12 protein-coding genes are annotated in these 13,166 nt (G+C 22.7%); 7 read left to right on the top strand and 5 right to left on the bottom strand.

What is annotated here, in order from left to right; genetic code table 4:
* Positions 1-39 precede the first annotated feature (39 nt).
* The 5 genes from aspS to ruvA form a co-directional block, all read right to left on the bottom strand.
* Positions 40-1,713 carry an aspartate--tRNA ligase gene (gene aspS, locus MCAN360_RS00160; protein WP_045433155.1) on the bottom strand — a complete coding sequence of 558 codons (1,674 nt, stop codon included), beginning with the start codon at positions 1,711-1,713 and terminating at the stop codon, positions 40-42.
* Complete coding sequence (gene hisS / locus MCAN360_RS00165; RefSeq protein WP_045433156.1) at positions 1,713-2,975, bottom strand: histidine--tRNA ligase; 1,263 nt, start codon at positions 2,973-2,975, stop codon at positions 1,713-1,715. The genes aspS and hisS overlap by 1 nt, the downstream gene beginning before the upstream one ends.
* Positions 2,976-3,002: 27 nt before the next feature.
* Entirely contained in the window at positions 3,003-5,357 is a 2,355-nt protein-coding gene (gene secDF / locus MCAN360_RS04940) for a protein translocase subunit SecDF (protein ID WP_045433157.1), read from the bottom strand.
* Between the two features lie 132 nt (positions 5,358-5,489).
* Positions 5,490-6,437: a Holliday junction branch migration DNA helicase RuvB gene (gene ruvB / locus MCAN360_RS00175; protein ID WP_045433159.1), complete on the bottom strand. Its 948-nt coding sequence runs from the start codon at positions 6,435-6,437 to the stop codon at positions 5,490-5,492.
* On the bottom strand, positions 6,412-7,032 hold the full coding sequence (ruvA, locus tag MCAN360_RS04945; RefSeq protein ID WP_045433160.1) for a Holliday junction branch migration protein RuvA: 621 nt from the start codon (positions 7,030-7,032) through the stop codon (positions 6,412-6,414). Before ruvA ends, ruvB begins: the two co-directional genes overlap by 26 nt.
* Positions 7,033-7,137: 105 nt before the next feature.
* On the opposite strand from ruvA, the gene MCAN360_RS00185 reads away from it, so the two are divergent.
* From MCAN360_RS00185 to MCAN360_RS00215, 7 genes are all read left to right on the top strand, one after another.
* Positions 7,138-7,686, top strand: coding sequence for an inorganic diphosphatase (locus tag MCAN360_RS00185; protein WP_045433161.1), 549 nt, complete (start codon positions 7,138-7,140; stop codon positions 7,684-7,686).
* 248 nt (positions 7,687-7,934) lie between these two features.
* Positions 7,935-8,246: a hypothetical protein gene (locus MCAN360_RS00190; RefSeq protein WP_148310071.1), complete on the top strand. Its 312-nt coding sequence runs from the start codon at positions 7,935-7,937 to the stop codon at positions 8,244-8,246.
* Between the two features lie 188 nt (positions 8,247-8,434).
* Positions 8,435-9,532: an MHO_1580 family protein gene (locus MCAN360_RS04950; protein WP_148310072.1), complete on the top strand. Its 1,098-nt coding sequence runs from the start codon at positions 8,435-8,437 to the stop codon at positions 9,530-9,532.
* A gap of 193 nt (positions 9,533-9,725) precedes the next feature.
* Positions 9,726-10,388 (top strand): deoxyribose-phosphate aldolase, encoded by a 663-nt coding sequence (deoC, locus tag MCAN360_RS00200; protein WP_045433165.1) that lies wholly within the window; start codon positions 9,726-9,728, stop codon positions 10,386-10,388.
* Positions 10,389-10,509: 121 nt separating this feature from the next.
* Positions 10,510-10,914, top strand: coding sequence for a hypothetical protein (locus MCAN360_RS00205; protein ID WP_045433168.1), 405 nt, complete (start codon positions 10,510-10,512; stop codon positions 10,912-10,914).
* Positions 10,915-10,997: 83 nt separating this feature from the next.
* Positions 10,998-12,215, top strand: a complete 1,218-nt coding sequence (locus MCAN360_RS00210; protein ID WP_045433171.1) for a replication-associated recombination protein A — start codon at positions 10,998-11,000, stop codon at positions 12,213-12,215.
* Positions 12,215-13,156 carry a phenylalanine--tRNA ligase subunit alpha gene (locus tag MCAN360_RS00215; RefSeq protein WP_045433174.1) on the top strand — a complete coding sequence of 314 codons (942 nt, stop codon included), beginning with the start codon at positions 12,215-12,217 and terminating at the stop codon, positions 13,154-13,156. Before MCAN360_RS00210 ends, MCAN360_RS00215 begins: the two co-directional genes overlap by 1 nt.
* Positions 13,157-13,166: the final 10 nt, after the last annotated feature.

Consider the following 13,166-nt stretch of genomic DNA (forward strand, 5'->3'; position numbering starts at 1 on the left):
ACAGTATTTGCAACATTATTGTTCATAATTTACTCCTTATTATTTTTTAATTTCTAAACCATACTCTAATAGTTGTTCTTTTGTAACTTCAGAAGGTGCAAAAGTTAATAAATCAACTCCTTTAGCATTTTTTGGAAATGCAATAACATCTCTAATTGAAGTAGACTGAGTAAGTATCATTAAAATTCTTTCAATACCGAATGCAATTCCACAATGTGGAGGTAATCCATATTCAAATGAATTTAAGAAAAACCCAAATCTTGATTTTTGTTCTTTTTCTGAAATTTTTAAAATGTCAAACATCATTTTTTGCGTTTTTAGATCAAAAATTCTTATTGAACCAGATCCTAATTCAAAACCATTTAAAACTAAGTCATATGATTTTGCTTTTACTTTTTCAAAATTATTTTCTTCTAAATATTTTAGTGTATTTTCTTCAAATTGTGTAAAAGGGTGATGAGCTGGAACATATCTATGGCTATCTTTATCAAATTCAAACATTGGTCAGTTTACTATTCATAAAAAGTTTAATTTCTTTGGATCTGCTAATTTATATATCTCATTTAAAAGCGTTCTTATTGAACCTAATGATTTTAGTGTATTTTCTTCATCGTCCCCTGCTGAAATTAAAGCGTATGACTTAGGTAATAGTTTTGATTCTTCGATATTTGATAAGTATTTACCAACATCGCACGTTGCGCATGATAAATCTAATATTTCAAAGAAGTCTCCACCATTTTTTATAAATGTTTCATTTATTATTTTGAAATGCTCAGTGATATCTCTATCAAATATTATTGCTTTTACGAATTTTTTATTAAATTTGTTACTAAAATTGGTTGAATAATCTTGAATTAAAAATTCATATCTAGTATCTGGTTTATCATTGCCATAATGCTTCATTGAATAATCAAAGTCCATTTTTGGAAAATTAGGTGATATATTGTAACCTAATTTTCCTAAAACATCTACTCACATGTCTTCACAAATTTTAAAAATATCTTCTTGCGAAGAAAACGACATTTCAATATCTAATTGAGTAAATTCCGGTTGCCTATCTTTTCTTAAATCTTCATCTCTAAAAACTCTTGCTAATTGAAAATATTTTTCAACACCACCAGCCATTAACAGTTGTTTAAATAGTTGAGGCGATTGAGGCAAGGCAAAGAATTTACCTTTTCTACGAGTAGGTACTAAATAATCTCTCGCACCTTCAGGGGTTGATTTTGCTAATATTGGGGTTTCGATTTCGATAAATCCCTTACTATCAAAATAATTTCTTATATATAACGACAATTTATGTCTTAATTTAAGATTATTTAAAACTTTTTCATTTCTTATATCTAAAAATCTATATTCTAATCTTAAATCTTCATTTGCAGAGTTATCTCTATTATCATTAATATCAAATGGTATTTGCTTTGATGAATTTAAAATTTTATAATCTGATACTAAAACTTCAATTTCTCCAGATTTTAATTGTTTATTAACATCAACACGTTTTTGAACAATTCCAGTTATTTTTAAACAAGATTCTTTTGTTAATAAAGGATCTGAAACATTTGTAAAAATAAGTTGAACTAACCCTGATGAATCTCTAAAATCAACAAACATTTGATTTTTAAATTTTCTTTTGTTTGCAATTCAACCAAAAAGTGTAACTTCCTGTCCAATATTTTCTAAATTTAAATTTGAGCAATAAATATTTTTCATTATAATAACCCTTCTATTTTTTTGTTAAATTCCTTTATATTTGTATATTCAAAAATTAGCTCTTTATTATTTTTTATTTTAACCTTTATTTCATTTGGTTTTAAATTTAGCTCTTTAAAAATTAAGATGTCTGGTTTTAATTGGTAATTTTTCTTAAATAATTGCTTTATATCAATTTTTGTATTTATTATTTGTACATTAAATTCTTGTCTAAGATCATAAGCGATTTTCAAAATTTCATTTTTTTCTTCATCGTTTAAATAAGCGATTAAAATTTGTAAATTAGAATTTAGTTCTGGATATTTATCTAAATTGAAAGAAATAATTTCGGATAAGCGATCTACACCAAATGCAAAACCAATTGAACCAATTTTAGGCCCACCAAATGTTTGTATCATTCCATCATATCTGCCACCACCTAAAATTGTTGATTGGCTCCCTAATGCTTTAGATGTTGAAACAAATTCAAAAACTACATCTGTATAATAATCAAGACCTCTTACTAAATATGGATTTATGTTATATTTAATATTAAATTTATTTAATAATAAAAGTAAAGAATTGAAATCATTTTTTTCATCTTCTGTTAAAAAATCTATTAATTTTGGAGCATTTTTAACAAAATCTTTTTGATTTTCTTCTTTATCATCTAATATTCTTAAAACATTTTTTTCTAGGCGTAATATTGATATTTCATTTAATTGATCCTTGTAATTAAGGAAATATTCTTTTAAATATTTTATATAATTATTTCTACTTTCAAAACTTCCTAAATTATTAATTTCTAAAATAAAGTCAGATATTTTTAATTCATTTAAGAAATCATTTGCAAATTTGATAATTTCAAAATTTGATAATACTGATTTTTGTTCAATTAATTCAACTCCACCTTGAATAAATTGTCTATATCTTCCTTTTTGTGGTCTTTCATAACGAAACATAGGACCGAAATAAAATAATTTTGCTTCTTTAAGATCATTTATTTTATTTTCTATATAAGCTCTTATTGCAGGTGCTGTTCCTTCTGGTCTTAAACTAATTTTACGATTTCCATTATCCTTAAAAACATACATTTCTTTCGTTACAATATCACTAGTTTCACCAGTTGCTCTAACAAATAGATTGTAATCTTCAATTATTGGCGTTTCAATAAAATTAAAGTTATATCTAAAACTTACTTTTTCAAATGATTGACGGATAAAATTTAGAATTCTTGCTTCTTTACCAAAAATATCTTTTGTACCTTTTAGTCTACTAAACATTTTTACCTCTTTTTTAAAAAATAGAAATTACATTGAAAAATCATTTATGCCAATAAAAGTTTGTTCTTGAATTTTTTCAGTTTGTCAGAAATTATTTTGAATTCTTTTTTGTTTATTTTTATATTTTTTATTTACTAACATTTCTCAAATTCTAGGAGTAATAAATAAATTTAAATATCAATTAAATACAAATGATAATCCAAAAATTAATATTGCATTTATAGAAATATTTACTAACAGTAATGGTGAAGAAATTAAAATCGTTATCCCTAACAAAGCACTAATATTTTGATATAAAATTGTGTCTAAAATTAATGTTCTAAAAATTTGAACTTGTTCGGGTTTATATATAAAGTTTTTAGTATTTGTATCTTTTTTAACTTCTGATTTTATTCTTGAAGAATTTATTACTGTGTCAAAAATATTAATAAATGTAACAAAAATAAGTCCATCATAAATAAAATAGTTTGTTTCAATTCTTGTTATTAATAAAATTGATATTGTTAAAAAACTTAAAAGAATATGTTTTAGTATAAAAATAATAGTTGCTTGTAAAGAATATCTAAAAGTAATATAAATAGCAACAGAAAAATTAATTAATAATATTAAAAATATTGTTCAACCTAATGTACTTGAAATATTTAAAATTTCTAATGTATTTTGACTAACATTAAAACCTGCTAAAAAATGTTTGTTTTTAACACTATATGTAATGTAAACAATTAGTCCGATAATTAAAATTGCAATAATAGGGATTATAAAAAATTTAGTTTTAAAGAAATTATTAATTTTAGATTCAAAATTATTTTGTTTTAAGTTAATTTTTCCTAATAAGTATTTTTTATTATCAAATGAATCTGTTTGAATAATGGATTTAAAAATCAATGTATTTAATCCAACTACAATAAATGCTATTAATAAAGCTCCGATACCAATTAATGCACCAATAGTTGAAGAGTGATTTATATTTAAATAAAAAGCAGATATAGATCCAAGAATTAAAACAGCTACAATGTCTAAACCTGAAAGAAATGTTTTTCTTGTTGCTTTTTTTATAGCTTTATTTGTATTTGATCCTTCATTTAATTCTTTGTTAAAAATTTGTAGTTTTTTCATCATTAATGCAAAAACAACAATTAGTATAAACATTGTACCTAGAGTAACAAGTGAATTTACCACAACTCCGAAAGAAGTTATAATTGATAAAAATACAAATAATAGAAATGCCATTGTTGTTGTAGCGATTGCTCCTAATAGTCTATATTTTAAAATTAAAATTAATGACATCGTAGCAAAAATAACTAAAATTGCCAAAGAAATTGAATCAAATTGGAATGATTTTTTATTATTAAAATAAACATTTTCTTTTTCTAAAATAAAAGGTGTATGAGAAAAGTTTATTAAAGAAGTTAATTGCTTATTTGAATATCCATTAGGACTATTATTAATTAAATAAAGAACAGAATCTCTTTTTTGTGAAGATATTAAAGAAATAGGTGAAGTTGCAGAAATTAAATATTTTTGAGCATTAATAGAATTTTTTAAAATTGGATCTAATGAACTTAATATATTACCTTTTTTATCTTTTTCAACCATTACACCTGGATTGTGATTTACATAGGCGTAATTTACGGGATTTTGTTTAGCTTTTTCTCAATTTTCCTTATCAAATTTTTTAGCTCTTTCAATAAATTCTTCTAGATTTAATCAGAAGTAAATTTTGTTTTGTGGATTATTTAAATCTTGAGATCTAGTTTGAAAACCGCGTGCTCAATAATCATACGCTAAACGAGTAAATTGATCTCATGCATATTCATTTAGTTTAATTTGAATTCTATCAGCATACCCTTGTGGAATTATATCGGTTGCAGGATTAGCGTCTAGATCCATATTATAATTTTGTGAACCATCTTGAATTAATTTATCTAAACTTCCAATTTGATATTTCCCTTTGTAAAAAAGTGGATTACCATTATTATCAGTAATAGTTAAATTAGGTTTTTTTGTCAAAGAATTAATTAGTTGTATTTGTTTTTTTTCATTTGTTGCCAATAAACTTTTTACTTCTAACCGATTATTAGACAAAGGTCTAACATCAAAATTAGATGTTAGTTTATCCTCCTTTTGCTGTAAATAATTTTTAACAATATTTGATATTTGACTAGGAGTAATTTTTGTTTTTGAATTTGATTGGTATTTATTTTTTTGAATTTTTAATATAGCTGTTGTTCCAATTATTTTATCGTTAGTTGGATTAGTATTTTTTATTGTTGGAGCTAAATAAAAAATTGTTCCAAAAACAATAGATAATATCATACCAATAATAACAAAAATACTAAATACTCATTTCAATGCAGGACTTATTTTATTTTTTTTATTCATAGGTTCAATTATATAATAATTGTTAATTTTTAATTATATATTTATTAATTTATTAATAAGATAAAGTATGTAATTTTAAACTTTTAGTAACCTATATTAAATTTAAATATTTCAATTGCGCATAACTTTAGTTTATTTGTTTATTGTTTTCAAATATTCTATTCCATCATTTGTAATTTTTCTTCCTCTTGGTGTTTTTTCAATATATTTTTTTAACAACAATGACGGTTCTAAATCATTTATTATTGTAAGTTTGTCATCTTTTAATATAGAAGCAATTGTATCGAGTGAAGCACTTTTATTCTTAAAAACGTTTTTTAGAATGTTTAAATATTCAATTTGTAAGGAACTAAGCCCACCAGGATAAACATCTAAAAATTTAAATGATTCTGAGATTATTTTTTTGTCGATTACATCAATATTTTTAAATATCGCAAAGTCATTAACTCTTTTTAATAAATTATTTGCTATTCTTGGTGTAAAACGACAATTTTTAGCTATTTCTTCAATTGCATCATCATTGATTTTGATATTATTTCTTATAGAAGAATTAAAGATTATTTTTTTAATTTCATCAAGATTGTATGGTAATAATTTTCCAATATATCCAAATCTATCTTTTAAAGGATTCGAAATTAAACTAAATTTTGTAGTCGCTCCAATTAATGAAAATTTTTTTAAATTTAACCTCATTATTTTCATATCACCTTCAACTCCAACGGGTAAATCAATAACATAATCCTCAATAGCTGAATAAAGTAATTCTTCAACGCTTTTGTTTATTCCATGAATTTCGTCAATAAATAAAATATCATTTTCGTTTAGAGATGAAAATAATGTTAAAATATCACTTTTTTTCTGTATAAGTGGTCCTTGAACATAAATTATATTTGCTTTAGTTTCATTAGCAATAATTTGAGCAAGAGTGGTTTTTCCTAAACCGGGAGGACCATAAAAAAGAATGTGATCAATTGGTTTTGATTGTTTTTGTGATGAATTAATCATTACTTTTAGGGTTGAAGTAATTTTATTTTGACCAATAAAATTATCAAAATTATTGACTCTGAATTCTTGATTCATTGTGTTTTTGACTTATTATTTTGATAGCCATTTCAACCGATTCTTCAATGTTATTAGTTAATTCCATATTTTCTAAAGCCAACTTTATTTGATTATTTTTAAAACCTAACATTTTCATAGTTTCTTCAAATTCTTTTAAATTTGAGTTTAATTTTGAAGTTTTATTAAATTTTTCTAATTCGTTCTCATTCATTTTTGAAATAAATTTTATATATTTTTCTTTAAAAGTTAATAATATTGCATTAGCAATTTTTGCTGAAACGTAAGGTATTTTTGTAAGCATTTCTTTATTTGACGATGCAATATAATTAATAATATTTTCTCATCCTTCATTAAGTATTGAAATTGCTGTTTTTGGACCAAGTCCCTGTATGCTGATTAAATCTTCAAAAATAACCATTTCTTTAAAATTATCAAATCCATACGTTATTTTATTGTATTCATTAATTATTTGAAAAATAAAAATTTTTCTTACTTCCCCTGTTTTAAAACGATTAATTTGAGGTACGTAAATTAATTCGCCGCTACCATTGTGATCTAAAATTAAATAATTTGTATTTGTGTGTACAATTTTTCCATATAAATATATTGTCATTTTTCCTCCGATTTCAAATATAAAGTGCTTTTTTTAAAAAAAATTGAAACTGCGAAAAAGATAAGAAATTTTTAAGAAAATCTAAAAATTGGTAAAATTTAAGCTATGAAAAATATATTAGTAAACATTGAAATTCCTAAGAATTCAAATATTAAATATGAATATGACCGAAAAACAAAAAAAATTAAGGTTGATCGTATTTTAAGAGAAGGATTTAAATATCCTGCTAATTACGGTTATATCTCTGAAGCTTTAGATTGAGATGGTGATGAACTTGATGTTTTAGTTTATTCGCCTGAAGAATTTATGCCTGGCGTTATTGTTGAAGCTAGAATTATTGGAGCAATGAAAATGATCGATTCTGGTGAAACTGATACAAAACTAATTGCAGTGCACGCAGATGATTATCGTCTAGACCATATTAAAACATTAAATGATGTTGATAAAATGTGATTACATTCAGTTGAATTATTTTTTAAAAACTACAAATTTTTTAAAGGACATAACGTTACAAATGTAACTGGTTTTGAAAGTATTGAATGAGCAGAAAAAGAATTTAATGAATGTGTTGAATTAATGGAAAAATATGGTTCTTTAGATAAAGATAAGTTTATTGAAGAAATGAAAAAATTACACCCTGAAAAATATTTATAAATAGCGTTTTTTAAAAAAATGCGCTATTTTTTATTTAAAAATGAAACTTAAAAAAGATTTTATATTTTAAAAAAATATAAGTAAATTTTTTAGTTTTATTTCATGCAAAAATATAAAAAAATAGTATTAAAATGATGTTGTATCAATTAGGAGGTTTTTTGGCTAAGTTAAAATTTCAAAATTTAATTTTTATAAATCCATTATTTAAAAAATTTCTTATTAATATACTAAAAGATAAAAACTTGAATATGAAGAAAAAAATAGAATTAATTGAAAAAGAAAAAACAGAAGAAAAAGAACTAGAAAAGGAATTTAGAAAAAAAGTTAGCAACTTTACTAAGTTAAAAGATCAAAAAAATAAAACTTTTGAAGAATATAAAGGTTTTTTATTAGACACGATTAAAAATTTAGATAGTACTGAAAGATCGATATTTCTAACAATTTTAGTAAAGAATGATTTGAGTAAGGTATCTTGAAAAACATTTAATATTTCAAAATCTACTTTTTATCGCAAGTTAAAATTTATTGAAAAAGTATTGAAATGATGCCTATTCGGATAAAAAACTAATTATTTGTATTTAATTAAAAAAATACAAATAATTTTTTTAAATTTAAAATTGGGAATTAAATTTCTTTTTTATTTCATAAATAAAGTTTTTTAAAAGTTTCAAAAAGAAATAAACTTATTTTTTATATGGTGTACTTTTATTGCCAAGATATTGGCATATAAAAAGGATAAAAAATGTTAATGTTTTATAATTACCAATTAAAAGAAAATGAAAAAAATTCATATGAATATAAAGAAAGTTTAAATGCTAATTTTAAATATTTAAAAGATAATAAAAATAAAAATCTTGATTTAGGATTAAATAAAAATGATGAATGTGAAATTAAAATACTCAGAAATCTAGAATTAAATACGTGAATTATTGAGTTTACTATTCCTATAATTACATATAATGTACCAAAATTTAAAAATTTAATATTGAATGAAAAAAAACTTTTAATTGAAGATATTGAAAAAATTCCTAGTGGAAAAGTTAGATTTAAAACAATTAAGTTTGAAGATAATACTTTTATAAATTTTGAAGACCTAAAAACACTTAGAATTAATTTTTATAACAAAGCTAGACAGTATACAAATACATATATTGCTTTTGAAATAAATTTCAATTTATCAAAAACTGATTTTGATTTTAATTATGTTAATGTTAAAAATAAAAATTTAAAGCTAAATTTTATTGAATCAATTAATTTTAAAATTCAAGGTAATAAAAATTTATCTTCAAAACCATTTGAAGATAATGTAGGTTATTATAATAATCTAATATATGATTTTAAGTTTTATAATTTAAAGCAAAATAAATTTTTATATAAAGCCTTAGAGCAAAAAATTGAATTAAAGACTCCAAATAGATATTACAAACCTGATAGGCAATATGAATTTAATTTTTTAGATAAGGTCTTAATTAAAAATAATGATGGAATTAATAAATTTAATTTAATTTCTAAAAAGACTGATAAGAATAATTTTAAATATAAAATTGAATATTTTATTGATAAAAATAACTTTTGAGATAAAGATAAAAAGGAATTTTTAGATACATCTAAAAAAGATTTGTTAGGTTATCATGTACCATTAAAATATGCAGGAAATCTTGAAATTCAGTACGAAATAAAACAGAAAATTATAAAAAATTTTAATACAATAAATTACAAAGACCAGTTTTTAAACAAGTTATTCGATGTAAATGAAGGATTAATTAAATTACGTTGTGACGTTGTAAAAACTGAAGATGAATATGAAAATTTACATTATTCAAATTGAATAAAAAAGATATTATAAAACTCTTATTTTAAGTTGAAAATATATATTTTTGATAATTAAAATTAAATATTAGATTTTTTTATTTAAAAAAATAAATTTAAATTTATGAAAAATTGTTTAGTATCTTAAAATTAATATTTAAATTTAAAATATAATTTAAAATTATATTATTGAAAATTAAAATATATTATTCAAATAAATAGGAGAAAAAATGTTAAATAAATTAATCGATCATACATTTTTGAGTCAATCTGGAACAACAAAAGATATTGATAAACTAATAGATGAAGCTAAAAAATATAATTTTAAATCAGTTTGTATCGCACCTTCATACATCAAATATGCTAAAGAAGCTTTAAAAAATACTGATGTTTTAATATGTACAGTTATTGGTTTCCCTTTAGGTTACAATGTAACTAGTGTTAAGGTTTTTGAAACTAAAATTGCTTTAGAGCATGGTGCTGACGAAATTGATATGGTTATGAACGTTGGCCGTTTCAAAGACAGACAATATGAATATGTTTTAAATGAAATTAAAGCAATTAAAGAAACTTGTGGAAATAAAGTTTTAAAAGTTATTATTGAAACAGCTCTTTTAACAAATGAAGAAATTGCTAAGGCTACAGAAATAGTTTTACAATCAGGAGCAGACTTTATTAAAACTTCAACCGGTTTTTCATTTAGAGGAGCAACATTTGAAGATATTAAAATTATGAAATCAGTAGCTGAAGATAAATTATTAATTAAGGCTTCTGGTGGAATTAAATCTAAAGAAGATGCAGTGAAAATGGTTGAACTAGGAGCAAATAGATTAGGTACTTCTAAATCTGTAACTATTATTGAAGGTAAAATAGATAATAGTTCAAACTACTAATTATCAAAATAATATTTAAAAAGTTAGATGCAAAAAAGTGTCTAACTTTTTAAAATATCTTATGAGATATAAATAAAAATTTAATATTCCGATAAATAAATTATAATTTGCTTAAGAAATTATGGAAAATATTAAGAAAATAGGTATAACCCAGGTTATTATATCCTTACTTACAATTGTATTTTTTAGTTTATTTATAACAAGTTTATTTTTATCGTTTTTATACCAAAATGAAATGATTGAAAAATATAAAATTAAGGACTATGACAAACTTGTAAAATTAATGAATTTATTTGAAAATAAAAAAATGAAACAATTAACTTTTTTTTCTTTATTTTCAACAATCATTTTTATTTTTAAATTTATTTTAAGTCTTATTATTAACTCTTTTATTTGTATAAAACTATATAGTTTAAATAACCTTAAAAAAGAATTTATCCTTACAATATCGGCTATTTTTTTATCAAGAATTTTTAGCTTTATATCTGGTTTTATTTTAATTTTTAAATACAAAAAATTAAAATAAGAGCTTTTATATTTAATTTTTTTATTAATGAAAATTAATAAGGATTTTTTTATTAGCATCAAAATTTTTATATAATTAAATACATGAAAATAAATTTAGCAAACCAACTACGACCAAATAATTTAGAGGAATTTATATGTTCGGATGCTAAAAAAAACTTATTTGAATCAATAATAAAAAATCAAGATTACTCATCATTTATTTTTTATGGAAAACCTGGTTCAGGAAAAACAACAATTGCTTATATATTAGCAAATTCCTTGAATGCTAACTATGATTATTTTAATGCTGCAATAGATAAAAAAGAAGATTTAATAACCAAAATAAAAAATAACAATATTTTAATAATTGATGAAATTCATCGTTTAAATAAAGATAAACAAGATATTTTACTACCTTTTTTAGAAGAAGGTTTTATAACAATTTATGCAACCACAACCGAAAATCCATTTTTTAAATTAAACCCCGCTTTAAGATCTCGAGCTCATATTATTGAAATGGATTTTCCTTCAAAAAAAGATATTGAAAAAAGATTAATCCAAATAAATTCAAAATTAAATATTGAATGATTGAAAGAAAATGAAATTCTAAACTTTATTTCCTTACAAGCAAACGGAGATTTTCGCTCTGCTATTAATATTGTTGAATTGATTGAAAAATTATCTAGTAATAATAATATAACTCTAAATAAAATTAAAGAAATAATACCCACATTAAATTTCTTAAGTGATAAAAATGGTGATGCTCATTATGACTTACTAAGTGCTTTTCACAAATCATTAAGAGGCTCAGATCCAGATGCTTCGCTCTATTGAGGTCTTTTAATTTTAAAATCTGGTAATAGTGATGACTTATTTCGTAGAATGCTTTGCTGCGCTTATGAAGATGTAGGACTTGCAAATCCAATGGCTGGTGTTCAAACAATTTCAGCTATTCAAACATTTGAAAGATTAGGTTTACCAGAAGGTTATTTACCAATAGGATTTGCTATTTTAAATATTGCTTTAAGTCCTAAATCAAATTCATCATATTTAGCAATTAAAAAAACTAAAGATTTATTTGAAAATGGGTATATCTATCAACCTCCTTTACATTTAAAGGATGCACATTACTTTTCAGCAAAAAAACTTAATCGTGGAATTAATTACAAATATCCTCACGACTATTTAAATAATTGAATAAATCAACAATACATGCCTGATGAATTAATTAATAAAAAAATATTTGAATTTCAAAATCAAGGCTGAGAAAAAATGATTAATAATTATTGAGAAAAAATTAAAAAACAAGGAGATAAATAATGTTTAATTTAGATAAAATTAATAATTTAGAAGATCTAAAAAAAGCAAAAAATCAATTTAATAATTCAAAGGAACTTAAAGACTTAGTCGAAAGCTTAAAAATAGCTTCTAATGACAAAAAACCAGAAATAGGAAAAAAAATTCAACTGCTTAAAAAACAAGCTGAAGATTTCTTTGAGCAAGCTAAAGAAAAACTTAATAATATCGAAATTCAAAAAAAACTTGAAAATGATTTTGTTGATTTTGCAACTCCTGTTGAATTTGAAGGATATATTCATCCTATTAATTTAGTTTCACAAAGATTTAGAGAATGACTTCTGCTTAATGGGTATATTGAATTAAATTATTCAGAAATAGAAAATGATAAATATAACTTTGAAAATTTAAATATTCCTTCATCACACCCTGCGCGTGAAATGCAAGATTCACTTTATTTAAATCCTAACGAACTTCTAAGAACTCATAATACTGGAATTACTGCCCGGGGATTAGAAAAATATGCAAATACAGAGTTTTCAGAATTTGCAATTGGTAAAGTTTATAGAAATGATGAAGAAGACCGCACACATACTCATCAATTTACACAACTTGATTTAGTTAGCGTAGGTAATGTTTCTTTTGCATCATTAATGTATACCTTACAAGAGATGATTTCATATGTCTTAGAAGAAAAAATAAAAATAAGATTACGCCCTTCTTATTTCCCTTTTACTGAGCCTAGTGTTGAAGTTGATATATTTTTCAAAAATAAATGAATTGAAGTCTTAGGTGCTGGAATGTTAAATGAAAAAGTTTTAAAAACAGCTGGATATACAAATACAATGAATGGTTTTGCAGCAGGAATTGGAATTGAAAGAATAGCAATGATTAAATATGGAATTGAGGATATTCGTGAACTTTATACAAATGACAAAAGATTTTTAAAACAATTTAAGAAATAAAGGAGAAAAA

Origin of the sequence: Metamycoplasma canadense (genome assembly GCF_000828855.1) — a bacterium.
In the GTDB taxonomy this organism is placed as follows: Bacteria; Bacillota_I; Bacilli_A; order Mycoplasmatales; family Metamycoplasmataceae; genus Metamycoplasma; species Metamycoplasma canadense.